General features: G+C 71.4%; 24 protein-coding genes and 1 pseudogene. 7 read left to right on the top strand and 18 right to left on the bottom strand.

Annotation, left to right across the window (positions count from 1 at the left end):
- The first annotated feature begins 72 nt into the window (after positions 1-72).
- The gene (locus IE255_RS18060; protein WP_190051294.1) at positions 73-378 is read left to right on the top strand and encodes an Rv3488 family transcriptional regulator; all 306 of its coding nucleotides are present in this window, start codon (positions 73-75) and stop codon (positions 376-378) included.
- 29 nt (positions 379-407) lie between these two features.
- Here the strand turns inward: IE255_RS18060 and IE255_RS18055 are convergent, their stop codons facing one another.
- Both IE255_RS18055 and IE255_RS18050 read right to left on the bottom strand, forming a co-directional pair.
- A complete protein-coding gene (locus IE255_RS18055; protein WP_190051293.1) occupies positions 408-1,070 on the bottom strand; it encodes a response regulator in 663 nt (220 codons plus the stop codon).
- Positions 1,067-2,197: a sensor histidine kinase gene (locus IE255_RS18050; RefSeq protein ID WP_190051292.1), complete on the bottom strand. Its 1,131-nt coding sequence runs from the start codon at positions 2,195-2,197 to the stop codon at positions 1,067-1,069. The genes IE255_RS18055 and IE255_RS18050 overlap by 4 nt, the downstream gene beginning before the upstream one ends.
- A 228-nt stretch (positions 2,198-2,425) precedes the next feature.
- Here IE255_RS18050 and IE255_RS18045 point away from each other — a divergent pair, with 228 nt between their 5' ends.
- Positions 2,426-2,800, top strand: coding sequence for a DUF6223 family protein (locus IE255_RS18045; RefSeq protein ID WP_190051291.1), 375 nt, complete (start codon positions 2,426-2,428; stop codon positions 2,798-2,800).
- 34 nt (positions 2,801-2,834) lie between these two features.
- Here the strand turns inward: IE255_RS18045 and IE255_RS18040 are convergent.
- Positions 2,835-3,373: pseudogene (locus IE255_RS18040) on the bottom strand (APC family permease); the annotation flags it as partial.
- A gap of 235 nt (positions 3,374-3,608) precedes the next feature.
- On the opposite strand from IE255_RS18040, the gene IE255_RS18035 reads away from it, so the two are divergent.
- On the top strand, positions 3,609-3,965 hold the full coding sequence (locus tag IE255_RS18035) for a DoxX family protein (RefSeq protein ID WP_190051290.1): 357 nt from the start codon (positions 3,609-3,611) through the stop codon (positions 3,963-3,965).
- 205 nt (positions 3,966-4,170) lie between these two features.
- Here IE255_RS18035 and IE255_RS18030 read toward each other — a convergent pair whose 3' ends face one another.
- From IE255_RS18030 to IE255_RS17990, 9 genes are all read right to left on the bottom strand, one after another.
- Complete coding sequence (locus IE255_RS18030) at positions 4,171-4,845, bottom strand: CoA transferase subunit B (protein ID WP_190051289.1); 675 nt, start codon at positions 4,843-4,845, stop codon at positions 4,171-4,173.
- Positions 4,842-5,597, bottom strand: coding sequence for a CoA transferase subunit A (locus tag IE255_RS18025; RefSeq protein WP_190051288.1), 756 nt, complete (start codon positions 5,595-5,597; stop codon positions 4,842-4,844). The genes IE255_RS18030 and IE255_RS18025 overlap by 4 nt, the downstream gene beginning before the upstream one ends.
- A gap of 30 nt (positions 5,598-5,627) precedes the next feature.
- Complete coding sequence (locus tag IE255_RS18020; protein ID WP_190051287.1) at positions 5,628-6,380, bottom strand: SDR family NAD(P)-dependent oxidoreductase; 753 nt, start codon at positions 6,378-6,380, stop codon at positions 5,628-5,630.
- Complete coding sequence (locus tag IE255_RS18015) at positions 6,377-7,348, bottom strand: fumarylacetoacetate hydrolase family protein (RefSeq protein WP_190051286.1); 972 nt, start codon at positions 7,346-7,348, stop codon at positions 6,377-6,379. Before IE255_RS18015 ends, IE255_RS18020 begins: the two co-directional genes overlap by 4 nt.
- 127 nt (positions 7,349-7,475) lie before the next feature.
- The gene (locus IE255_RS18010) at positions 7,476-8,414 is read right to left on the bottom strand and encodes a VOC family protein (RefSeq protein ID WP_190051285.1); all 939 of its coding nucleotides are present in this window, start codon (positions 8,412-8,414) and stop codon (positions 7,476-7,478) included.
- 15 nt (positions 8,415-8,429) lie between these two features.
- Complete coding sequence (locus IE255_RS18005) at positions 8,430-9,428, bottom strand: amidohydrolase family protein (RefSeq protein ID WP_190051284.1); 999 nt, start codon at positions 9,426-9,428, stop codon at positions 8,430-8,432.
- Positions 9,425-10,597: an FAD-dependent oxidoreductase gene (locus IE255_RS18000; protein ID WP_190051283.1), complete on the bottom strand. Its 1,173-nt coding sequence runs from the start codon at positions 10,595-10,597 to the stop codon at positions 9,425-9,427. The genes IE255_RS18005 and IE255_RS18000 overlap by 4 nt, the downstream gene beginning before the upstream one ends.
- A 161-nt stretch (positions 10,598-10,758) precedes the next feature.
- Positions 10,759-11,721: a cyclase family protein gene (locus tag IE255_RS17995; RefSeq protein WP_190051282.1), complete on the bottom strand. Its 963-nt coding sequence runs from the start codon at positions 11,719-11,721 to the stop codon at positions 10,759-10,761.
- Positions 11,718-12,704 (bottom strand): fumarylacetoacetate hydrolase family protein, encoded by a 987-nt coding sequence (locus tag IE255_RS17990; protein ID WP_190051281.1) that lies wholly within the window; start codon positions 12,702-12,704, stop codon positions 11,718-11,720. The genes IE255_RS17995 and IE255_RS17990 overlap by 4 nt, the downstream gene beginning before the upstream one ends.
- Positions 12,705-12,823: 119 nt before the next feature.
- Between IE255_RS17990 and IE255_RS17985 the strand changes: the two genes are divergently transcribed.
- Entirely contained in the window at positions 12,824-13,789 is a 966-nt protein-coding gene (locus IE255_RS17985; protein ID WP_190051280.1) for a LysR family transcriptional regulator, read from the top strand.
- 161 nt (positions 13,790-13,950) lie between these two features.
- Here the strand turns inward: IE255_RS17985 and IE255_RS17980 are convergent, their stop codons facing one another.
- Complete coding sequence (locus tag IE255_RS17980) at positions 13,951-15,225, bottom strand: MFS transporter (RefSeq protein ID WP_190051279.1); 1,275 nt, start codon at positions 15,223-15,225, stop codon at positions 13,951-13,953.
- 325 nt (positions 15,226-15,550) lie between these two features.
- Entirely contained in the window at positions 15,551-16,003 is a 453-nt protein-coding gene (locus IE255_RS17975) for a DUF6069 family protein (RefSeq protein ID WP_190051278.1), read from the bottom strand.
- Positions 16,004-16,131: 128 nt separating this feature from the next.
- On the opposite strand from IE255_RS17975, the gene IE255_RS17970 reads away from it, so the two are divergent.
- The 3 genes from IE255_RS17970 (at position 16,132) to IE255_RS17960 (ending at position 19,207) form a co-directional block, all read left to right on the top strand.
- Positions 16,132-16,635: a MarR family winged helix-turn-helix transcriptional regulator gene (locus tag IE255_RS17970; RefSeq protein WP_190051277.1), complete on the top strand. Its 504-nt coding sequence runs from the start codon at positions 16,132-16,134 to the stop codon at positions 16,633-16,635.
- A gap of 269 nt (positions 16,636-16,904) precedes the next feature.
- Entirely contained in the window at positions 16,905-17,201 is a 297-nt protein-coding gene (locus IE255_RS39230) for a hydantoinase/oxoprolinase family protein (RefSeq protein ID WP_229906456.1), read from the top strand.
- Positions 17,202-17,809: 608 nt separating this feature from the next.
- Positions 17,810-19,207, top strand: coding sequence for an MFS transporter (locus IE255_RS17960; protein ID WP_190051276.1), 1,398 nt, complete (start codon positions 17,810-17,812; stop codon positions 19,205-19,207).
- A 53-nt stretch (positions 19,208-19,260) separates the two neighbouring features.
- Here the strand turns inward: IE255_RS17960 and IE255_RS17955 are convergent, their stop codons facing one another.
- From IE255_RS17955 to lnt, 4 genes are all read right to left on the bottom strand, one after another.
- Positions 19,261-21,207 (bottom strand): helix-turn-helix domain-containing protein, encoded by a 1,947-nt coding sequence (locus tag IE255_RS17955; protein ID WP_190051275.1) that lies wholly within the window; start codon positions 21,205-21,207, stop codon positions 19,261-19,263.
- Positions 21,208-21,281: 74 nt separating this feature from the next.
- Entirely contained in the window at positions 21,282-22,082 is an 801-nt protein-coding gene (locus IE255_RS17950; RefSeq protein ID WP_190051274.1) for a 3-hydroxybutyrate dehydrogenase, read from the bottom strand.
- A gap of 54 nt (positions 22,083-22,136) precedes the next feature.
- A complete protein-coding gene (locus IE255_RS17945) occupies positions 22,137-22,616 on the bottom strand; it encodes an NUDIX hydrolase (RefSeq protein WP_190051273.1) in 480 nt (159 codons plus the stop codon).
- Positions 22,617-22,684: 68 nt separating this feature from the next.
- Positions 22,685-24,304: an apolipoprotein N-acyltransferase gene (gene lnt, locus IE255_RS17940; protein ID WP_190051272.1), complete on the bottom strand. Its 1,620-nt coding sequence runs from the start codon at positions 24,302-24,304 to the stop codon at positions 22,685-22,687.
- Positions 24,305-24,349 lie beyond the last annotated feature (45 nt).

Genomic DNA, 24,349 nt, shown 5'->3' with positions numbered 1-24,349 from the left:
ATCGACGGCATCGCAGGGCGCAGCATCGGATGCCGATATCGGTTGCGCCACTAGTGCCGGAGGCGGGCTGCGGTGCGGGAGTTCCAGCGGGGTGCGGTGCGGCTGCACATCCTGCACCACGCGGCCGAGGAGGAGATCCACGGCGCCTGGATGACCGAGGAACTGGCCCGCCACGACTGCCAGATCAGCCCCGGCACCCTGTACCCGACGCTGCACCGGCTGGAGGCCGACGGGCTGCTGGTCTCCGAGCAGCGGGTGGTCGACGGCCGGGTCCGGCGCGTCTACCGGGCGGCCGAGGCCGGGAAGCAGGCCCTCCCGCAGGACCCCAAGGCGCTCAAGGAGCTGGCCCGCGAGGTCCTGGGCGACGAGGCGCCGTAGCGTCCTGGCCAGTCAACGGCGCGCTGGGGTCAGGAGTTGCGCGGGGCTACCAGGCCGGATTCGTAGGCAAGGACCACGAGCTGGGCGCGATCACGGGCGTGGAGCTTGGCCATGGCCCGGTTGATGTGGGTCTTGGCGGTCAACGGGCTGATGACCAGGCGGTCGGCGATCTCGTCGTTGGACAGGCCCTGTGCGGCCAGGGCGACGGCCTCGCGTTCGCGGCTGGTCAGCTCCTCCAGCCCGCTGCCGGCGCGGGTGGGGGGCGGCTGGGTGACGTACCGGTCGATGAGCTTGCGGGTGATCGCGGGCGCGAGCAGGGCGTCGCCGCGGGCGGCGACACGTACGGCGTGCAGGAAGTCCTCCGGCACGATGTCTTTGACAAGGAACCCGGCGGCGCCGGCGCGCAGCGCCTCGAAGACGTACTCGTCCATGCCGTAGTTGGTCAGCACGACGACGTGTACGCCGGCCAGGGCTGGGTCTGCGGCGATGTGCCGGGTCGCTTCGATGCCGTCCATGACGGGCATCTGAATGTCGATGAGCACGACGTCGGGCAGCTGCTCCTTGATGAGCGCCAGGCCCTCTTGGCCGTCGCCGGCCTCGGCCACGACCTCGATGTCGTCTTCGAGGTCGAGTAGCGCGCGGAAGCCGCTGCGGATGAGCGGCTGGTCGTCGACCAGCAGGACCCGGATCACGACGCTCCATTCGTGGGGAGTTCGGCCTGGACGGTGAAGCCGCCGGCGCTGCGCGGCCCGGTGCGCAGTCGGCCGCCCAGGGCCGTGACGCGTTCGCGCATGCCGAGCAGCCCGAGGCCGGGCGTCGGCGCGGGGTGCGGGGTGGTGGCCTTTCCGTTGTCGTCGACGCGGATGGCGAGGGCGTCCGGCCGGTAGTCGATGAGCACCGAGGCAGTGGTTGCGGCGGCGTGCCGGGCGATGTTGGTGAGCGACTCCTGAACGATCCGGTAAGCGGTACGGCTCACTGCGGCCGGCACGGCGTGCGGATGTCCTTCGATCGTCAGCGTCGTCTCCAGGCCGGCTGTTTGGAACCCTTTCACCAGGTTTGAGATGTGGTCGAGTCCGTGCGGCGGGGTGGTGCCGTCGTCGCGCAGCGCCTCAAGGGTCGCGCGCAGCTCCCGGCTCGCCTCCCGGCCGGCTTCCTGGATCGCCAGCAGGGCCTCTGGCACCTGCTCGCCGCGGCGCCGGGCCACGTGGACGGCGACCTCGGACTGCACCTTGATGACCGAGATCTGGTGGGTGAGGGAGTCGTGCAGCTCCCGCGCGATGCGCAGCCGCTCCTCGTCGGCCCGGCGCCTGGCGGTCTCCTCACGGGTGCGCTCGGCTTCGTCCGCCCGCCGTTCGGCCTGCCGCACCGCCTCCCCGGCGGCGAAGGCGGCGATCAGCCAGGCGATCTCAAGGGTGTTCCGGGCCTGCATCACGACCTCGCGCGCGGGCCCGTCGCGGGAGATTAGGACAGTGAGGTGGAGCACGGCCACCAGGCCTGCGGAAGCAGCCAGAGTGACGGCGCGGTACCCGGCGCGTACCGCGCCGTAGACCGCGACCAGGCAGGAGACCGCGAGCACCTCGAACCCGGCCGCCAGATAGCCCACCGCGCACGGCCCGGTGACAGCCAGGACCACGAGCGGTGCGCGGCGGCGCGCGGCCAGCGCCAGCCCGCCGGCCGCCAGCAGCACGGAGCCGAGCAGTTCGCGGCTCCCAGCCGGGTGTGACCCGGACAGCCCGGTGCCCAGCAGCAGCGCCGCCACGCCCACGGCGATCGCCCAGTCGGTGACCGCGGCCGGGACAGCGAACCGTCCTTTGTCCATGGGTGCACCGTAACCGGGTGAGGTTGTGGGCGAGTCCGGCTCATGGACGAGCGGTCGGCTACCGCGTGTGCGGTGCCGGCGCGCCGCCTGCCGCATCCGCGGTATCCGGATGCCGCGGATGCGGCAGTGGAAAGTGCCTGCGTCTGCTGGACGATCGGCAGGGGGCCGGCGCGCATGCTCAAGACGCATCGAACCTCGCAGTCAGCGACGGAGTAGGAGGAGAGCGGCATGAGTGCTTCAGCAGCGCTGATGGTGGCCGCCGAGGGCGGGATCATCGGCGACGGGCGGACCGGGGCCAACCTGGCCCTGGGGGTAGGGCTGCTCGGCCTGGCTATCGGCTGGCTGGCCCTTGCCCGCGCCGGCGGCCGGATCAGCATCGGCAACGCGCGCACCGGCGGGATGTCGGCCATCGCGGTGGGTCTGGCCGGCACGGCCCTCGCGGTGCTGCACCTGGCCACCTCCAGCGGCGGTCCCGGCACCGGCAATGGGCTCGTCGGCGCCATCGTCGCCGTCCCGCTGGGTCTGGGCGCCGTGCTCCTCGGCCGCCGGGCGTTGACCCGCTCCTGCGGCGCCGACCGGCCGACCGATCGGATGACCGTCTGACCGCCACCGGGTCACGGCGTGCGTGCGGCCACCGCGCGCGCCGGACCCCGTAGGCGGAGGCACCGACGGCCAGCACCGCAGCCCCGGAGAGCACCGAGGACAGCGGCAGAACGAAGGCCAGGAGCAGGCAGCCGGCAAGCCCGACCACGGGGATGATACGCACGGGACGGCCCGTGCGGCCGCAGGGTCCAGGCGCAGGCGTTGGCGACGGCGTAGTACGCCAGCACACCGAACGAGGAGAACCCGATCGCCCCGCGCACGTCCGTGGTCGCCGCCAGCAGCGCCACCACCGCGCCGACCACCAACTCGGCGCGGTGCGGCACCTTGAACCGCAGGTGCACCGCGGTCACAGCACGCGGCAGGTGCCCATCACGGGCCAGCCAGCGTGGTGCGGGAGACGCCGAGGATCAACGCGAGCAGCGAGCCGAGCGCGGCCACGGCAGCACCGACACGTACGACCGGTGTAAGCCAGTCGGCGCCTGTCGCCCTGGCCGCGTCCGACAACGGTGCGGCAGCCTCCGCCAGCTCCTTCGGGCCGAGGACCGCCAGGACGGCGATGGCGACGGAGGAGTAGCACGTACGACCAGTTGCTCGCCCCGGGGCGGCCGGTGCGATCATCAGTGCACAGGAAGCATCCCACCCCCCGACAGCACCATCGCGTGGTGTTGCGCAACGACTACCAGGCGTTCGGGCCACTGGCACACCCGGCGGCCAACCGATGTCACATCGAGTCGCTGGCTTGTTGTCCAGAGAACGGCATCCCACAACGGGGCGCCCAGCAACATCGTCCCCACAGAGCGGAGAGAACGTGTTCGTCGCCTTCGTCACGGTCACCATCCTCGGCGCGGTCTTCAACGGTGCCGCCGCCGTCACGTACCTGATCGGCCATGAATACCCCAAGACCCAGGCGGACATGAAGGGCATACCTCGGAAGTATGTACCGGTGCTGGGCGCGTTGCTGGCAGCGGGCACCGTGGGGCTGCTGGCCGGGCTCGCCGTTCCGCTACTGGGAACTCTCGCCGCCTCCGGCCTCGTGCTGTACTTCATCGGCGCAATCATCGCCCACCTGCGGGTGGGCTCCCGCGACATCGTAGGCGGGATCGCGTTCCTGGCCACCGCGGTGGCCGCCCTTACCCTGGGCCTGCTCTACCACGGCCCCTGGTGACCCGCGGGATCTACTCGCGCTCCTGCGCGTAGGCGAGGGCGTTCTCCGGCGGCCCGGCAGGCGCCGGGCTCGTGAGCGGGCGCCACTGAGGAGACCGGTCCCCAGTCCCTCATTCGTCCGTACGAACCCTCTGCCCACGTCACCGCCCACCGCGGCCACGACTGGAGGTTGGCCCTCGTCGGAGGGCCTTGCGGCATGGAGGAGTTCAGCAGGCGGCGGTGAGGTGGTCCAGGCGGAGGGGTGCGTCGGTGCGGGCGGTGATGTCCTCGATGGTGACGCCGGGTGCGGTTTCGACGAGGGCGAGGCCGTGCTCGGTGATGTCGAGGACGGCGAGGTCGGTGATGATGCGGTGGACGCAGCGCTCGCCGGTGAGGGGGAGGGTGCATTCGGTGAGGATCTTGGGGCTGCCGTCCTTGGCGGTGTGTTCCATCAGGACGATGACGCGGCGGGCGCCGTGGACGAGGTCCATGGCGCCGCCCATGCCTTTGACCATCTTGCCGGGGATCATCCAGTTGGCGAGGTCGCCGGTGGCGGAGACCTGCATGGCGCCGAGTACGGCGGTGTCGATGTGGCCGCCGCGGATCATGCCGAAGGACAGGGCCGAGTCGAAGAAGCTCGCGCCGGGCAGGACGGTGACGGTTTCCTTGCCGGCGTTGATGAGGTCGGGGTCGACCTGGTCGTCGGTGGGGTAGGGGCCGGTGCCGAGGATGCCGTTCTCGGAGTGCAGGACGACGTGGACGCCGGGTGGGAGGTGGCCGGGGATGAGGGTGGGCAGGCCGATGCCGAGGTTGACGTAGGAGCCGTGGTCGAGTTCGGCGGCGGCGCGGGCGGCCATCTGCTCGCGGGTCCAGCCCAGCTGCGTATCGGTCGGGGTGGTCATGCGCGTACGGTCCTTTTCTCGATCTTCTTGTCGGCCGCCTCGGCCGAGGTCAGTTCCACCACCTGCTGGACGAAGACGCCCGGCAGGTGGACCGCCTCGGGGCTCAACTCGCCCGGTTCCACGAGTTCTTCGACCTCGGCGATGGTGATGCGGCCGGCCATGGCGGCGAGCGGGTTGAAGTTGGTGGCAGATTTACGGAAGAGGAGGTTGCCGTGCCGGTCGCCGCGCCAGGCGCGTACGAGGGCGAAGTCGGTGGTGATGCCGTGTTCCAGGACATGCGTACGGCCGTCGAAGTCGCGGGTCTCCTTCGGTGGGGAGGCGAGTGCGACCCTCCCGTCGGGGGCGTAGCGCCAGGGCAGGCCGCCGCGGGCGACCTGGGTGCCGACGCCGGCCGGGGTGTAGAAGGCGGGGATGCCCGCTCCTCCGGCGCGCAGCCGCTCGGCGAGCGTGCCCTGCGGCACCAGCTCCACCTCCAGTTCCCCGGACAGGTACTGGCGGGCGAACTCCTTGTTCTCACCCACATAACTGCCCGTCACGCGGGCGATCCGGCCGGCGGCCAGCAGGACGCCCAGACCGCGCCCGTCCACACCGCAGTTGTTCGACACCACGTTCAGGCCGGTGGCGCCCTGTTCGTACAGGGCCTGGATGAGCACGGCCGGGATGCCGCTGAGGCCGAAGCCGCCGACGGCCAGCGACGCGCCGTCGGGGATGTCTGCGACCGCCTCGACGGCGCTCGTACAGACCTTGTCCATGGCAGAAGGACCTTTCTGTGTTCCGTTGCTTCAGTCGCCCGGGTGCCGCAGGGCATCCGAGATCGGCTTGGCGCCGCCGTGCGCGGTGAGTCCGCCGTCGACCGGGATCTCGGCTCCGGTGACGAAGGACGCGTCGTCGGAGAGGAGGAACACCACGAGCGGGGTGACCTCGTCGACGGTGCCGGTGCGGCCCAGCGGGGTCTGCCGGACGTTCGCCTCGCGGAACGCGGGCGGGGCCGAGGCCGTCATCTCCGTCTCGATGAAGCCGGGGTGGATGGTGTTGACGCGGATGCCGCGCGGCCCCATCTCCATGGCGGCGGTCCGCGAGAGGCCGCGCAGCGCCCACTTGCTGGCGGTGTACGCGACCGGGTAGTGGGCGGTCAGCGCCGCCGACGAACCGACGTTCACAATGGACGCCCCCGGCCGCATCAGCGGCGCCAGGTGCTGGATGCCGAGGAGCGGCCCGGTGACGTTGACGGCGTGGACCCGGGCCATGTCCTCGGGGCGTACGTCGTCGATCCGGGCGCGCCAGGTGACGCCCGCGTTGTTGACCAGGCCGTGCACCTGCCCGTACGCCTCGCGCAGGTCGACGGCGAGCTCGGCCCAGTCCTGCTCGCTGGTGACGTCCAGGCGGCGGCAGCCGGGTGCCTCCGTCACGTCGGTGGTGATCACCCGGGCGCCCTCACGGGTCAGCGCCTCGGCCTCCGCGGCGCCCTGACCCCGGGCCGCGCCCGTGACCACGACGACCCTGCCGAGGAGCCGCTGGGAGTACGGGTCGCTCACGGCCGCTCCCGCGAGCGGCGCCGGCCGACCGGAACCGGCATGACGTCGCCGCCGGCCACCACGGTGTTGGACGTGCTGCCGATGCCCTCGACGGTGAGGGTGACGGTGTCGCCGGGCTTCAGCGGCGCCGGGTCGTGCCGACCTCGTACGCCCCACAGCTCGGCGAGGCAGCCGCCGTTGCCGCAGGTGCCGGAGCCGAGGACGTCACCGGGGCGTACCCAGGTGCCGCGCGAGGCGTAGGCGACCATCTCCTCGAAGGTCCAGCTCATGTTGGACAGCAGGTCCTCGCCGACCACCTCGCCGTTGATCTCGGCGGTCAGGCCGAGCCGCAGGAAGCCGTCGGCGTCGCGGTACTTCTCCAGTTCGTCGGCGGTGACGAGGTACGGCCCGAGGGTGGTGGCGGTGTCCTTGCCCTTGCACGGGCCGAGGCCGACCTTCATCTCGGCGGACTGCAGGTCGCGGGCGGACCAGTCGTTGAGGACCGTGTAGCCGACGATGTGGTCGCGTGCCTGCTCCGGTGTGAGATCGCGGCCCTCCTTGCCGATCACGGCGGCGACCTCGAGTTCGAAGTCGAGGACGCTCGACCCCGGGGGCACGGGGATGTCGTCGTGCGGGCCGTACACGGCGTAGGGGTTGGTGAAGTAGAACGTCGGGGCCGCGTACCACTGCTCCGGTACTCCGGCGGCCCCGTCGATGGACCGTCGTACGCCCTCGACGTGTTCCTCGAAGGTGACGAAGTCCCGCACGGTCGGCGGCTGGAGCGGGGACAGCAGCCGCACCTCGGAGACGTGGGGGCCGGCCGGGACGCCGGGCGGCACGGAGCCCGAGTCGAGCAGTTCGGGCAGGCCCCCTCCCTCGGCGAGCAAGCCGGTCAGGGAGTGGACACCGGTCAGGGGACGGAGGGTGCCGTCCTCCTCGACGACGGCCACCTGGTGTCGGTCGCGGTACTCGTACGTGGCGAAACGCATGGGAGGGGTCCTGTCGACGGGAGGGGGGACGAGGGGCCGGGGGCGCGGCGGGGAGTCAGGGCTTGACCGGGCTGCCACGCCCCCGGTGACGGGGGGCCTCACCGGTGGGGCCGGCGGGCCGTGCCGGTCAGACCGGCGGGGCGACGAACACGCCGCGGTCGACGTCGTTGAAGGACTCCTTGGCGACGAGTTCGTTCATCGGGTTGGCGGTGCCCCACTGGTCGGTGACCTCGGGCTGGGAGAAGTCGTAGACGTGGGGGTGCCAGGTGTCCTCGTCCAGCACTTCGAGCTCCGTCGTGTACTCGACGGTGTTGCCGTGCGGGTCGAGGAAGTAGGTGAAGGTGTTGTCGCCCGCCATGTGCCGGCCCGGGCCCCAGACCTTCTTGAAGCCGGCCCGCATCACGCGGCCGGAGCCGCGCATGTACTCGTCCAGGCCGCGCATCTCGAAGGAGACGTGGTGCAGCGAGGTGTGCGGGCCCTTCGCGATGGCCATGGAGTGGTGCTGGTTGCTGATCCGCATGAAGTGCATGACCTCGCCCATGTGCGGCGAGCTCAGGGTGTCGGAGAGGCGGAAGCCGAGGTGGGTCTCGTACCACTCGCGGGTCCTGCCGAGGTCCGGCGAGTTCAGCACGACGTGCGACAGCTTGACCGGGATGGATTCCTTCTCCTCGATCTTGCGGTGCTGCCGCACCTCGACGTCCGCGGAGACCTCGATGGTGCGGCCGTCGACGTCGAAGAAGCGGAAGCCGTAGCCGCCACCGGGGGTCTCAACCTTGCCCGGCTGGGAGATCAGCTGCACGCCGCCCGCGAGCAACTGCTCAGCGAGGGTATCCACGTCGGCCGGGCTCCCGGCGCCGTAGGAGACAAGGTCGAGCCGCTTCTCCTCCGCCTTGCGCAGCCGGATCACGTACTGCTCGGGGCTGCCCTCGGCGGCCAGGAAGGAGATGCCGGAGTCCTCTGCGACCTTGGTCAGGCCCCAGACGCCGGCGTAGAAGTCGAGTTGCTTGTCGTAGTCGGGCACGGCGAGGTCGACGTGCCGCAGATGCGTGAGCAGGCGGTTGGTCATGTGGGGGTTCCTTCCTCAGGCGAGGTTGAGCAGGGCGGCGGCGTTGCCGCCGCGTACGGCGTGGAAGTCGGGGTCGGGCAGCCGGGCGGCGCGCAGGGCGGCGACCGGGTCCTCGGTGCCCATGTCGAAGGCGTAGTCGGACCCGAGCAGGACCCGGTCCGCGCCCGCCGCTCGGACGAGTTCCCGCAGTACGTGCGGGTCGTGGACGAGGGAGTCGAAGTAGAGGCGTTTGAGGTAGCTGCTGGGCAGGTGGGCGCAGCCGGCGCCCGCGTCGGAGCGGGCCGACCAGGCGTGGTCGGAGCGGCCGATGTGCGTGGGCAGGTAGCCGCCGCCGTGGGCCGCGATCAGCTTCAGACCCGGATGCCGGTCCAGCACGCCGGAGAAGATCAGGTGCGAGAGCGCGACCGCGTTCTCCACCGGCTGGCCGACGACGTTGGACAGGTACCACTGGTCCAGGCGCTCGTCGAGCGTGCAGCCGAAGGGGTGCAGGAAGAGGATCGCGCCGGTCTCCTCGGCCCGGGTCCAGAAGGGTTCGTAGGCCGGGTCGGAGAGCTCGCGGCCGGGGGCGTGACTGGAGATCTCGACGCCCGACAGGCCCAGTTCCATGGCGTGCTCGAGGGCGCGCACAGCTTGCTGCGGATGTTGCAGAGGGGCGAGCCCGAGTCCGTGCAGGCGCTCGGGGGCGTGGGCGCAGTGGGCGGCCGTGGCCTCGCCCGCGAGCCGGTAGACCTTCTCGGCCGTCTCCTCGTCCGCCCAGTAGTGGTAGTGCGAGGGGGACGGGCTGACGAGTTGGATGTCCACGCCCTGGGCGTCCATCGCGGCCAGCCGTGCGGTGACGTCGATCATCCTCGGGGCGCGTTCGCGGACCATCGGGCCGCTGACGGCGAGCGCCGCGGGGCCGTTGCGGCGGGCGTCGAGAGCCCGGGCCTGGGCGCATCCCGGCAAGTCCGCCACCAGGGCGTCGACCTCGGGCAGCAGGACGTGCGCGTGCACGTCCACCGTGGGTGCTGTCACGGCAACTCCTTCAGCATGTTCATGGTGCGGCCGATCAGCCCCGGCACGTCCGCGTCGCGCACCCCGTCCAGCTGCCACTGGCCGATCTGCACGGACGCCTCGACGACGGTCCGCACCCGCGCGGTGCGGCGCTCGTAGTAGGTCTGGAACAGCTCGTCGTCCCACTCCCGCCCGCTCGTGAGCAGCTCGGCGAGCACGAGGGCGTCCTCCAGGGACATGGCCGCGCCCTGGGCGATGGTGGGCGGGCAGCAGTGGGCGGCGTCGCCGATCAGCACGACGCGGCCCCGGTGCCAGGAGCCGTCGACCAACAGGCGGTCGAACCAGGTGTAGTTGACCTTCCGCGAGTCGGTGATGTGCTCGACGATCTCCGGCCAGAACCCCCCATACCCCTGCGCGGCACGCCGCATTTCGTCGGCGTAGGCACCCGGGGCGATCGAGGCTCGGTCACGACAGGCTTCGACGACAAACGCGTAGATGGTGTTCTCGCTGGTGGGGGTGTAACCCGCGATGTACGCCGGGCCGCCGTAGGTCAGGTCTGTGCGCTCCACGCCCTCGGGGCGCGGGGCCGCGATGCGCCAGATGGCCATGCCGGTCGGCTCGGGCTTGTCGGTGATGCCGATCGCGGCGCGGGTGGCGGAGCCCAGGCCGTCGGCGCCGATCACCAGGTCGTAGCGGCCCTCGGTGCCGTCGCTGAAGCGCACCGAGACGCCGTCGGCGTCCTGCTCCAGAGCCTCGGCGGTGGTGCCCAGACGTACGGTGGCGCCACAGGCGCGGACCGCGTCGATGAGGATCCGCTGGAGCTGCGGACGCTGCATGCCGAGGGTGGCCGGCAGGTCATCACCGCCGGTTCTGATGTCCTCGGCGACATGCAGCACCGTGCCGTCGGGGGCCGTGATGCCCAACGTGCCGAAGGCGTATCCGGAGGCGCTCACCTGCTCCCAAAGACCCAGTTCGCGCAGGACGCGCAGGGCGTTGCCCTGAAGGGTGATGCCGGAGCCGCTGGTGGCGTTCCAGTCGGGTTTGGCCTCGATCAGGTCGACGGCGATGCCGGCGCGGCGCAGCAGGACTGTGACGGCGTTGCCGGAGGCGCCTCCTCCGATCACGAGGATGGTGGGGGTGCCTCCACCCGAGCGAAGTCGGGAGTGGGGGAGGGTGAGGCTGTCTGCCATGTCGGGGATACCTCCCGAGGTTGGGCCGCGCGGCTTCGGGCGGCGGGGTGCGGCTCGCCCGCAGCGAGGGCGGGCCAGGGGGCTGATGAATCACCCGTCAGCGGGGGGGCCGGATGCGCCGCCGCTGTCCGGGGAAGGACGCATCCGGCCGGTTCTGCGGGCTACTTGACGGCGATCGGGTTGACCGGGGAGCCGACGGCTCCGGTGATGGGCAGCGGGGCGGCGGTGAGCCAGAACTCGTACACTCCGTCGGCCGCGCAGTCCTCGGCGAGCGCTTCGAGGTCCCACATCTCGCCGACCACCAGGCCCATATTGGGGATGACGATCTGGTGCAGCGGCTGGAAGGCGTCGTCGAACTCGTTGGGCCGGACCTCGAAGCCCCAGGTGTCGGTGGCGATCGCGGCGATCTCCGTGCGGTGCAGCCAGCCGACGGTGGTGAACGACAGCCCGGGGGCGGGCCCACCCGCGTAGTCACCCCACCCGTCGCGGCGGACGCGGGCCAGCTGCCCGGTCCGTACGACGACGATGTCCCCGCGGCCCACGCTCACGCTGTGCGCCTCGGCAGTCGCCAGCAGGTGCTCCTCGGTGATCGCGAACCCGTCGGGCAGCTCTCCCCCGCTCCCGCCGAGGACGCGGCCCACGTCGAGAAGGACCCCGCGCCCTGCGACGTGCGGCGCCATGTGCTCGATGCCGGTGACCAGGTCGCCGTCGGAAGTGACCACCTTGTCGGCCCGGCGCCCGTTCCACGCGAACCCGTGGTCGAAGATGTGCCCGAGTCCGTCCCACTGGGTCGAGCACTGCAACGGCATCGCGATCACGTCGTCCGCCCCGCCGATGCCATGTGGGAAGCCCTGGTTGCCGAGGGCCGCGTCCGTACCCGTGTCGAGCATGGTGTGGACCGGGTTGGTCCGGCGCCGCCAGCCCTTCTGCGGGCCGTTCATGTCGAACCGCTGCGAGAGCGAGAAGCTGACTCCGCGCCGGACCAGTGCGGCGCCCTCACGCCGCTTGTCCTCGGTGAGGAAGTTGAGGGTGCCGAGCACGTCGTCCTCGCCCCAGCGCCCCCAGTTCGAGTACGCCTTCGCTGCCTCGGCGATCGCGCCCTCGGGATCCGTACGGTCGATCATGTGCCGGGCTCCTCGGTGACACAGCGGGTGCGCTGCACGCCCAGCCCTGTGATGGAGCCCTCCATGACGTCCCCGTCGCGCAGCAGCCTGCCCCAGTGGATCCCGTTGCCGGCCGGGCTGCCGGTCAACACCAGGTCGCCGGGCAGGAGCCGGGAGGTCTGGGAGATGTACGACACCAGTCGCGCGATGCCGAAGAGCATGTCCTTGGTGGACTCGTCCTGCATGGTCTCGCCGTTCAGCTTCAGCGTGACCCGCAGGTCCCCGGGGTCCGCGATCGACTCCGACGGGACGATCCAGGGGCCGAGCGGCGTGAAACCGGGCGCGTTCTTGCAGCGCAGCCAGTCGGTGCCGATGGCCTTCATGTCCCGGCGGAAGACGGTGGCACGGTCGGTGAGGTCGTTGGCGATCGTGTACCCGGCAACGTACCCCAACGCTTCCTCCACGGAGACCCGATGGGCGGGCCTGCCGATCACGGCCGCCAACTCCAGCTCCCAGTCCGGCTTTTCAGCCCATCCCGGGAGTACGACGTCGTCGTACGGGCCAGTGATCGCGCTCGGCAGACCGATGAAGACGTACGGCAGGTCCTCCGCCGCCCGCCGGTCCATCACCGCGGCGATCTCCGCCCGCGCCTCCTCGACGGTGCGGGGGTCGTCCGGGGAGCGGTGGGCCACCTCCAGGTCGATCACATGCTGCCGGTAGTTGGCGCCGGACTGGAAGATCTGACGCGGCTCGACCGGTGCGTGCACCCGCAGGTCGTCCAGGGGCTGCCACGCCAGGGCGTCTTCGTCCGCAAGGGTGTGCAGGACGGGGAGGGCCTCCTCCCACCGTTCCAGCACGGCACGCACATCGGCCGGCTCCCAGGCCAGGACCGTGCTCAGGTCGAGCACCCGGTCCCGGACCACGAGGCCGGGGAACGGACTCCCGTCCGGAGCGGAGAGCGTGCCGAGCGCGAACGGGCCGGCGGATTGCGCGAGCGTTGCCATGAGATGTCCTCCCGCTGAGTTGCGGTCTACTCTGACCTGGATCATGAGATCGCGGAAATGAATCCTGTGGATGGTCCTCATCCACACTGTGAATACGTCTCGTTTGCCAGGTGGTGCCGATGAACCTGTCCCGACTCGACCTGAATCTGGTCGTCGCCCTGCGCGCGCTGCTGGAGGAGCGCAACGTCACCCGCGCCGGCGAGCGCATCGGACTGAGCCAGCCGGCTATGAGCGCGGCACTGGCCCGACTCCGCCGTCATTTCGACGACGAATTGCTCGCCCGGACCGGCAACGCCTACGAACTGACCCCGCTCGGCGTCGCCCTGCGCGACCGCAGCGCCACGGCGTGCGACCTGCTGGAGCGTGTCTTCGCCAGCCAGGCCGACTTCGATCCCGCCGCCGAGACCCGCGAGTTCACCCTGCTCGCCTCCGACTACGGCGCGGCTGTGTTCGGCGCCGCGCTGGCCCGCGCCCTGCACCAGGAGGCGCCGGGCATCCGGCTCACCTTCCAGCACCCGGCGCCGAGCGTCGTGGAGAACACCGCGACGGTATTGAGCACCGTCGACGGACTGCTGATGCCGCACGGCGTCATCGACGGCTTCCCCAACGTCGACCTTCACCAGGACCGCTGGCTGTGCCTGGTCGCCGACGACAACCCCGAGATCGGCGACACACTCACCCTCGACCAGCTGGGCCGTCTGCCGTGGGCTGTCTACCAGCGCCCCTACGATGCCCCCGCCGCCCGCCAGCTCAGCATGATCGGCATCAGTCCCCGGGTGGAGGTCTCTGTGCAGACCTTCCAGCTGCTGCCCCACATGGTCGAGGGCACCCGCCGGGTCGCGATGATCCAGGAGCGCCTGGCCCGCCGAGCGGTTCGCTCCGCCGCGGTGCGTGTCCTGCCCTGTCCCTTCGAGGCCGTACCGGTGCAGGAGGCGATGTGGTGGCACCCCGTACACGCCCAGGACGCGGCCCACATCTGGCTGCGGCAGAAGGCCGCGGAGGTGGGCCTGACGCTGACGGGCCACGGCGCGGCCGAGGCCGTCTCGGCCGCCCAGGGCACGGAGCCGGCGCCGGGTCGTTTCTGATCCGGGGCGGCGGCCGGCAACCCGCGCAGGCCCTCCGCATGGCAGTGTGCGATCAGCGCGCTCCGTCTCGGCGTCGTCCGGTGCGACAACGAGCTCCAGCCCGCACATGAGGCGGGCCGGGCGTCCGGTTTGTACGCTCCGGCCCGTGGGCTTCCGCAACCTCAGGCCAATTGCTCGGGCAGTGGCCGGGGATCGACGGCGCCGGCGCGGCGGCGGACCGCCAGGAGCCCCGCCGCGACGAGGGCGGCGGCCAGCCCCAGGACGCCCACCGCCCCGGCGAGACTGCCGACCGCCGACTCCACGGCCAGCAGCACGAGCGGGCAGACGAACTCGCCGCCGAAGAAGGCCGCCATCCACAGCCCCGTGCCCCGGCCGCGGTCCTCGAACGCCAGGCGCGACATGGCGCTCGTGAGAAGGGCCGGCAGCAGCATGCCCGTGCCCACGCAGTTGATCACCGCCCCGACGACCAGCAGCGGCGCGGTCTCCGCCAGGAACATCACCCCGAAGCCGACCGCGCAGACCGCGAACACGGCGGGCAGCATCGGGTCCGGGGAGCGCTTCAGCCGGGCGAACGTGATCGCTCCGACCACGGTGGCGGCACTCGCGATCGCGGTGGCGAGCCCGATGACACCGGTGCTCTCCACTCCGAGGTCGTCGAGCAGGTACGACATCTCCACCGGGACGGTGTAGAAGACCATCGCCCCGAAGAAGGTGAGGGCACAGATGCCCGCGAGCTGCCGCCAGGGGAAGGGACGGCGGACCTGTACGCCGGCCGTCTCGACCGAGGCCCCGGCGGTGGCCGCACGGACGGCGGGGCTGGGCAGGGCGGAGGCCATCAGCGGGGCGAGGGCCAGGCTCACGGCGTAGATCCAGAAGGGCGCCTTCCAGCCCGCCGCGCCCAAGGCACCGCCGAGCACGAAGAAGACCGTGGCCGACGCGGAGGCGCACATGGTCTGCAGAGCGAGGTACTTCACCCGCCGGTGTCCGCTGTAGTAGTCGCCGATCAGGGTGGTGCAGCAGGTCATGATCGCGGCCTCGGCAACGCCCACCAGTGCGCGGCTGGCGATGATGGCACCCAGGGAGTCCAGGTAGAGCGGGGCCGTTCCGAACACGGCGTACAGCAGGGTCGCCACGACCAGCAGGCGCTTGCGGCCCAGCCGGTCCACGATCACCCCGGCGAACGGAGCCAGCAGCGCCAGCGCCAGCGCCGGAACGGTCAGCGCGAGGGGAACCAGCGCCTTGGCCCCCGGGGTCGACGCGAAATGGTCCTGCATCTTCGGCAGCACCGGGGCGATCAGCACCGCCCCCAGGATCGGCAGACAACTGCCCGCCATCAGCAGGGTCACCCGCAGCAGGTGGGCCGGGCCCGACACCGGGACCGGCGACGGGGCGGTGTCATCGACCGCGGTGGGAGGCAACGGTACGGAACCAGGCATGGCGTCTCCATGGGACGGCGTACGGAAGCGGGCATGCCTCACGGGCGCCTACGGCGCACGGCATGCTGAGGATGGCCGCACGTCGGCCGCTGGTCCGGACAGCGGCGTGCGGGTAGCGATGACTATGGGCTGCCCGAGGCCCCGGCCACCATCCTCTGAGCGATCCGAATCCCGTATCCGGGCCATCCACTCGGTGGATGGCCCAAGGAAAGATCACTGATGGCACGGACGGCTGTTCCAGTTACGCGCAGGCAGCGGTGTCCCGGAAACCCGGTCGAGCCGGGCCTCGGGACACCGCTCGCGCCGACCAGTGAGCTCTGAGGCGTCAGCGGACCGGCACCGGCAGGACGCGCCGGTAGGCAAGAACGGCCACGCCACTGACCACGACATGCATCGCCATCAGCGCGCCGACGGCCAGCGCACCCTTGCCGGGGGTCTCACCCCCGAGCAGAGCCAGGTCGGGCACGAACGAAACGACCACGACGACAGGCGCCAGCCATCGCAGCAGTCCCGCCGGGTTCTTGGCCACGCGTCGGACGATTGCCCAGCCGATGGCGCCGAGGAGGACGCCGATCACGGTCAGCGGCACGTAGGCGGGCGGGGTCAGCGGTTCGAAGTCGTGCGACGCGCCGGCCGCACGGGCCAACAGAGCGACCACCGCGTTCCCCAGGGAGGCGACAACAGCCGCCGCGAGAAGCCCGGCGGCCACGGTCAGGGCGCGAGAGCGCTGGGTGGGCGGGGCGGCGGACGAGACGGCATCGGAGACTGAACCGGGCATGGGGACCTCCTGCAAGAAGGCTCAAGACGGCAGGCGCCGCCCTGGCGACAGATGTTTGATTCTTCAAGCATCACCCACGCTACCTGATTTGTTTGATTAGGCAAACACATCGCTCTAGGCTGGTCTCCATGACTTCCACCCGGTGGCTCACTCCCGAGGAGATGCGAGCCTGGATCGACTTCATGGACTGCTCGACCCTGCTGAGCGACTACCTCGATCAGCAGCTGCGCCGCGACGCGGGCATGACGCACGCGGACTACAGCCTGTTGGCTCGTCTGTCCGGGGCGCCCGACCGCACCCTGGGGATGTCCTCGCTCGCCGAACAGCTCAAGTTCACGCGCAGCCGACTCACGCGCGCGGTGGTCCGCCTGGAGGAATCCGGTTTCGTACAGCGCCGGGCCGACCCGGCCGACGGACGTGGACAGCTCGTCGAACTCACCGACCAGGGCATGGAGTTGATGACCAAGGCAGCCCCCGGCCATGTGGCCGCCGTTCGCCGCGTGATCTTCGACGCGCTCAGCCCCGAACAGGCGGAGCAGCTCGCGACCATCAGCGCGGCGATCACCGCAGCCCTCAAGCAGGCCGACAAGGAGGACACCTACCCGTCGACCCTGCCGTGGCACCGCCGCTGACGCCGCATCAGCCCCTCCCCGGCCTGCGTTTGACGGGTCTCCCCGATCGCGACCATCCCTGACATCGACGCCTCGCGAGCGGCACGGCACCTCTCCCGCAGCCGGACGTGTTGAAGCCCGCCGCAAACGCCGTATCCATCGTGTGGATTCAGGCCATCCAGATCTCAAAGTACGGGTCTGGTTCCCCAGGGACGGCTCTCGCAAGTGGGCCTGGCCACCGTACTTCCGCAATACCGGATTCACCGGACCCGACCCATGTCGGGATTGACATGACGACTGGCCCGAATCCAGGGCATCGGGCCTGCCGGATCAACGAACTGATCAGCGGCGACATGGTCGCGACCCTCCCCGTGGGCGTCCTCGAAGCCGCCTGGGGCATCCGCCAGGTCCTGGACAGCAAGATGGCCGACCTGCTGCGCAGCGTCACCATCGAGAAGGGCCACGATCCGCGCGAGTTCGTGCTCTTCGCGGGCGGCGGACAAGGCCCGTCCCACGCCCGGGCGCTCTGCCGCTGCCGTTCGGGGCAACGTCCCGCGAGCCGTCCTCGCTCGTCCCTGATTCCCTGAGGTGGGGGACCCATCTCCGAGTTGCGCCCACCAAATCGATCAAGACGAAGATCCGGACCACACACGGGCCAACATCCAGCTCACAGTGAGCCCAACCTACGTTCTCCCTGGTCACGACGCTGCTCATGATGTACCACCAGCAGACCCAGAACCTGCTGGGAGAAACGCGCACCGCACACTGGTGCAGCGCCTTGCCCGTGCCCGCGGCGACTGAACGGCAGGGCCAGGCTCGGTCTCTCAGCCCCGTCACCTACCACGCAACGACTCTGAGCCGATGAACCCCAGATGTCCGAGTTCCGCAGAGCGTAGTCAGCACCAAGTCAGCACGGGACAGGTGAGAACGGGTGATGACGTGGGCTTTCAGTCAGCACCAAACCAGCACGGGAGTCAGCACCGCACCGTCAAATCACCCCGAACTACGCGTCCCGGACGGCACATGTTCCACCCACTTCCGAGCCCCTGAACCGCCCTTCCGCGAGCCGGCATGGTGGCCACAGGCATAGCCAACCCTCGAACTATGTTGCCCCGCCACATGTGCGCCTGACCTGCGTCTTCCTACGGTGTGCCGACACCCACCCGTCCCCACCGCACACGAGGAAGTGGCGCACATGGCCTCAGCAACCACCGCTCCCCCACCCCCGGGCAACCTCAAGCGCATCGTCGCCGCCAGCCTCATCGGCACCACCATTGAGTGGTACGACTTCTTCCTCTACGGCTCCGCCGCCGCGCTCGTGTTCAACAAGCTGTTCTTCCCGGACTCCGACCCGCTCGTCGGCACGCTGCTGTCGTTCCTGACGTACGCGGTCGGGTTCGCCGCGCGGCCGCTGGGCGCGCTGGTGTTCGGGCACTACGGCGACCGGCTCGGGCGCAAGAAGCTGCTGGTGCTGAGTCTGCTGCTGATGGGCGGGGCGACCTTCGCCATCGGGCTGCTGCCCACGCACGCCACCATCGGGACGGCCGCGCCGGTCCTGCTCACCGTGCTCCGGCTGGTTCAGGGGTTCGCACTCGGCGGCGAGTGGGGCGGTGCCGTTCTGCTGGTGTCGGAGCACGGGGACGCGCGGCGGCGCGGGTTCTGGGCCTCGTGGCCGCAGACCGGCGCGCCGGCGGGGCAACTCCTCGCCACCGGTGTGCTGTCGCTGCTGACGGCTCTCCTCTCGGACGCCGCGTTCGGCAGCTGGGGCTGGCGGATCCCGTTCCTGCTGTCGGGGGTGCTGGTGATCGTCGGTTTGTGGATTCGTCTGTCTGTCGATGAATCACCGGTGTTCCAGCAGGCGTTGGCGCAGGCCGAGGCCCGCAAGGCGGACCGGACCACGGACGCGGAGGCGGACGCGGAGAAGCTGCCGCTCGTCGCCGTGCTGCGGCACCACTGGCGTGACGTCCTGGTCGCGATGGGCGCCCGTATGGCGGAGAACATCAGCTACTACGTCATCACCGCCTTCATCCTCGTCTACGCCACCACCTCGGCCGGCGTCTCCAAGCAGGTCGCGCTGAACGCCGTGCTGATCGCCTCGGCCGTGCACTTCGCGGTCATCCCGGCCTGGGGCGCGCTGTCCGACCGGATCGGCCGCCGTCCCGTGTATCTGATGGGCGCGGTCGGTGTCGGGCTGTGGATGTTCCCGTTCTTCTCGCTGATCGACACCGGCGGCTTCGGCAGCCTGATCCTCGCCGTCACGGTGGGGCTGGTGCTGCACGGGGCGATGTACGCGCCCCAGGCGGCGTTCTTCTCGGAGATGTTCGCGACGCGGATGCGGTACTCCGGCGCGTCCATCGGCGCCCAGTTCGCCTCGGTCGCGGCGGGCGCGCCCGCGCCGCTGATCGCCACCGCGCTGCTGTCCGACTACGGCAGCTCCACACCGATCGCTCTGTACGTCATCGCCGCCTCGCTGCTCACGGTCGTCGCCGTGGCGGCGGCCCAGGAGACCCGCCACCGGGACCTCGCCGACGTCGCCCCCGCCGCCGAGGCGGACCGGGCCGCGGCCCCGGCGGCGAACGCCCGGACCCTCTGAGCCGTCCGCCGATCTGGCGGGACCCGGCCCCCGTACGTCCCCGCGTGCGGGGGTCAGTGCCGCGCCGGTTCCGACAAGCGGTGCAGGCGCAGGGCGAGTTGGATCTCCAGGGCGCGCGCCGGGCTCTGCCAGTCGTCGCCGAGGAGGCGGCCGACGCGCTCCAGGCGCTGGGCGACGGTGTTCACATGGACGTGCAGTTCGTCCTTGGTGCGGGCGGGGCTCATGCCGCAGGCGAAGTACGCGTCGAGGGTGCGCAGCAGTTCCGTGCCGCGTCGTCGGTCGTAGGCGACGACCTCGCCGATGGTGCGGTCGACGAAGCCGGGAATGTCCCGGTCGCCGGCCAGGAGCAGTCCCAGAAAGCCGAAGTCCCCGGCGGCGGCCCCGTCCCCGCGGCGGCCGAGGAGGCCCAAGGCATCGAGGCAGCGCCGGGCCTCCGCGTAGGCCGTGGCCACCGCTTCGGGGCGGGTGGCGAGATCCCCGGCGGGTGCGGAGGCGCCGACGGTGACCGGCGCGTGGACCGCCGTGCCCAGCTGCCGGGCGGTACCGCGGGCCAGTTCGCCGGCGGTGTCACCCGGGCCGAGGGGCAGCAGCAGGACGGCGCCGCCGTCGCGTGCGGCGGCGAGGCCGTGCCGGGTCGCGGCCAGGTGGGACGCCGCGGACGCCAGGCGTCTGCGGGCGTCCGCCTCCTGCCCGGCGTCGGCCGCGCCGCCCTCCAGTCGCGCGGCCAGCACCACGTGGACGGCGTCGAGATCGGCGTGGAGACGGGTCGCGCGCTCTCTCAGCAGGCGCGGGTCGCGGTCGCGGGCGTCCAGCAGATCGTCCAGCAGCTCGCCGCGCACGCGCTGTTCGGCCTCGGCGGCGGACCGGCGGGCCAGGAGCAGCAGGGACGTGACCATGGCGGCCCGCTCCAGGGTGCGCTGGTCCACGGGGTCGAGCCCCGGGTGTCCGCGCAGTACGAGGGCGCCGAGCAGTTCGCCGCCGGCGGCGACGGCGGCGATCCAGTCGTCCTCGTCCCGTACCGCGTGCCCGTCCGCGCGGGAGGCCTCCAGGGCCTCGGCCGGTGCCGCGGCGGCCTCGGCGAACTCGACCGTGCCGTCGAGGACTTCGGAGACCGCGGCGGCCACGTCGTGCACCCCGCCGCCACGCAGGACCAGCTCGGCGAGCCGGTCGTGGACGTCGGAGGCGCGCTCGATGACGCCGCTGCGATCCCGGATGATCTCGTTGGCCCGCTCCAGGTCGGCCAGGGCGGAGCGGGTCTCGGCGAGCAGGTTGGCGGTGTCGATGGCGGCCGCGGCCAGGGCGGCGAAGGAACCGAGCAGGGCGATCTGCTCCCGCTCGAAGACCCGGGCACGGCGATCCGCGGCGAACAGCACGCCGATCACGTGGTGCCCGAGCATCAGCGGCACGCCGAGGATGGCGACGAGCCCCTCGTCCCGCACGCCGGCGTCGATGGTGAGGGTGTGCTGGAAGCGGTCGTCCTTGAAGTAGTCGTCGGTGACATAGGGGCGTGCGGTCTGCGCGACCAGGCCGCCGAGTCCCTCGCCCATGCCGAGCCGGAGCTGCTGGAAGCGGGCCGCGACCGAGCCCTCGGTGACCCGCATGTAGGTGTCGCCGCGCGCCGGGTCGTTCAGGCTGAGGTACGCGACGTCCGTGCCGAGCAGCGACCGGGCGCGCTGCACGATCGCCTGGAGCACGGCGTCCAGGTCGCGCAGTCCGGCCAGGTCGTGGGCGGTTTCGAAGAGGGCGGACAGCTCGGCCTCGCGGCGACGCCGACCCTCCAGCTCCGCGCGCACGCGCAGGGCGAGCGGCCTGGCCCGCTGGAGCGCCGCGATCCACTCCGCCGGCCGTCCTTCGGCGCGCGCGAGCAGCACCGGCTGCTCGTAGGCGTCGGCGGACGCGCCCCGGGCCAGTAGCTCGAGAAACGGCGTCTCGGCACTCGCCGGCGGCGCTTCGGCGGCGCCGGCGAAGCGCTCGGCTGACTGAACGTGATCGCTGGACATGCCCACAGGATTCACCATGACCCGGCCGTCCCGTCAGCCCTGTGGATAACTCCCCGGCCGACGGATCCCGGCAGTCAGTGGGCGGTCCAGCCGCCGTCGAGCACGAGCGAGCTGCCGGTCACGAAGGACGCATGCGGACCGCACAGATACGCCACGGCCTCGGCGACCTCCTCCGGCTCGATGAGCCGCTTGACCGCGCTGTCCTGGAGCAGCACCTCGGACAGGACGCGCTCCTCGGGGATGCCGTGCGCCTGGGCCTGGTCGGCGAGCTGCTTCTCGACCAGTGGGGTGCGCACATAGGCGGGGTTCACACAGTTGGAGGTGACACCGTGGGGCGCGCCTTCCAGGGCAGCGGTTTTGGACAGTCCCTCCAGGCCGTGTTTGGCGGCCACATAGGCCGACTTGTAGGCGGAGGCGCGCAGCCCGTGGACGGACGACACGTTCACGATGCGGCCCCACCCCTGCCCGTACATGTGGGGCAGGGCGCCGCGGATGAGCCGGAACGGTGCCTCCAGCATCACGGTGAGCACCGTGTGGAAGACGTCGGGCGGGAACTCCTCAATGGGCCGGACGAGCTGGAGTCCGGCGTTGTTGACGAGGACGTCGGTGCCCGCGGCGGCGAGCTCGGCGGCGTCCAGGTCGGTGAGGTCGAGGACGTGCGGTTCCACGGTGCCCGCGAGGTCACGGCCCTGTCCGGCGAGCGTCTCCAGGCCCTCGGCGTCCCGGTCGACGGCTCTCACCTTGGCCCCGGCGGCCGCGAGCCGCAGGGCGCAGGCGCGGCCGATGCCGCCGGCGGCGCCGGTGACGAGCGCGGTGCGGCCGCCGAGGTCGAGCGGGGAGGCGTCGGGAGCCGGAAGGACACGGGGCGCGGTCATGCCTCGACCCTAGGCAGCACCCCTGCCCCGCCCCATATGGTCAGGCCCCATAGTTCAGCCGGAGGCAGTGGTGTCGAACCATGTGGGGGCGTCCGACATAGCCTGCTTGATCCGGAACAGGCAGTGCTCGTTCAGCTCGGGCAGGGCGTCGACGTCGAACCAGCCCACGTCCAGCGACTCGTCGTCGTTGACCCGCGCCTCGCCACCGGTGGCCCGGCAGCGGATGGTGATGTCCAGGAACTGGCAGGTGTCGCCGTTGTCGTACGTGACGGGGTCCAGCGCCTGGACGAGGACGACCCGCTCGGCGACGCAGCGCACGGCCGTCTCCTCGTATACCTCCCGCACGGCGCAGGCCGCGGGCTGCTCCCCCGGGTCCGGGATGCCGCCGAGCACCGACCACTTGCGGGTGTCGGACCGGCGGTTCAGCAGGACTCTGCCCTTGTCGTCGAAGACCAGGGCGGTGACTCCGGGGAGCCACAGCAGCTGATGCCCGGCGGACGCGCGGAGCGTGCGGATGAAGTCAGGAGTAGCCATGGCGACGACCCTAAGGGGCCTGTCAGGGCACCCTGGCCGGTTTCAGGCGGCGTGCGACCGGCGTACGGCTACACGTCACCGGCGCGTCGCCCGCGCAGACCGGCGCCGACCGCCCAGCCCAGTCCGCCGGCCGCGACCAGCACGAGGGCGATCTCCGGCAGCACGCCGAGCCGCGTGGCCGGGGTCAGCGAGGAGCGCAGCGGCACCTTCTGCACCAGAGAGTCGGCCACGAACATGCCGGTCCGCTGCGTGATCTTCCCGTCCGGCATGATGAAGGCGCTGACACCGCTGGTCACCGGCACCGCGACGGTCCTGCTGTGCTCGACCGCGCGGACCCGGGACATGGCGAGCTGCTGGTAGGTCATCTCGCTGCGGTCGAAGGTCGCGTTGTTGCTCGGCACGGAGATCATCTGGGCGCCGTCGGTGACTTCGGAGCGCACGGTCCAGTCGAAGGCGGCCTCGTAGCAGGTGACGAGGCCGACCTTGGCGCCGTCCATGGTGAACACGCCCGGCTCGGTGCCCCGGCTGAAGTCCTGGCGGACCATCGCCGTCCAGTTCGCGTTGATCGCGCCGATGAGCGAGCGCAGCGGGAGGTACTCGCCGAACGGCTGGATCTGGCGCTTGTCGTAGGTGTCGACGGGGCCCTTCGCCGGGTCCCACAGGATCTGCTCGTTGTACAGCTTGCCGTCCCGCTCGACGACGCCGCCGACCGAGATGGGTACGCCGACGGCCTTGGCCGCCGTGTCGATCACGGCACGGGCGTCGAGGTTGGCGAAGGGGTCGATGTCGGAGGAGTTCTCCGGCCAGAGCACGAAGTCGGGCCGTGCGACCTTGCCGGCCTTGATCTCGGCGGCCAGGCGCTCGGTCTCGCGCGCGTGGTAGTCGAGTACGGCCCGCCGCTGGGCGTTGAACTCCAGGCCCGCGCGGGGCACGTTGCCCTGGATCACCGCGACGGTGACGCTGCCGTCCTCGGCCTTGTCGCTGACCAGCGGCCGGGCCGCCACGGCGCCCACGACCGGGACGGCCACGCTGAGCAGGCCCACTGCCGCCGCGGCGCGCCGCACCGTCCCGGTGCGCCGCCACGACACGGCCAGGCGGACGACCTCGTACAGCCCGAAGCCGCACAGGACCACCGCGAAGCCGAGCACCGGAGTGCCGCCGGCCGCGGCGAGCGGCAGGAACACGCCGTCCGCCTGCCCGAACGCGATCTTCCCCCAGGGGAACCCGTGGAACGGCACACGCGCGCGTGCCGCCTCTCCGGCGATCCACACGGCGGCCGCCCACACCGGCCACCCGGGCAGCTTCGACACGACCGCGACACCCGCGCCGACCAGCGCGATGAAGACCGCCTCGATCGCTGCCAGGGCGAGCCAGGGGCCCGGCCCGACCTCCACCCCGGTCCACACCAGCAGCGGCAGCAGAAAACCCAGGCCGAAGAGGTAGCCGAGGCCGAGCCCCGCCTTCCAGCTCCGGCCGCGCAGCACCCAGCCGAACACGGCGAAGGCGGGCAGGGCCAGCCACCACAGGGTGCGGGGCGGGAAGCTGACGTAGAGGACCAGGCCGGAGAGCGCGGCAGCGGCGGCAGGGAGGAGGCGCACGAGCCGCCGGGCCCACGCCGCCCGTGTCCCGGGCGCGATCCGCGGCTTCAGCTGGTCCGACTCGTCGACGGAGGTTGCGGTGACGGTCACTCCCGGAGTGTAAGTCGGGCGGCCTTGACGCCGACAGCGCGGTCC

Origin of the sequence: Streptomyces lomondensis, from assembly GCF_014651035.1 — a bacterium.
Taxonomy (GTDB): domain Bacteria; phylum Actinomycetota; class Actinomycetes; order Streptomycetales; family Streptomycetaceae; genus Streptomyces; species Streptomyces lomondensis.
The sequence above is the reverse complement of the archived record's forward strand: the minus strand, read 5'-3'. Positions and strand labels throughout refer to the sequence as shown.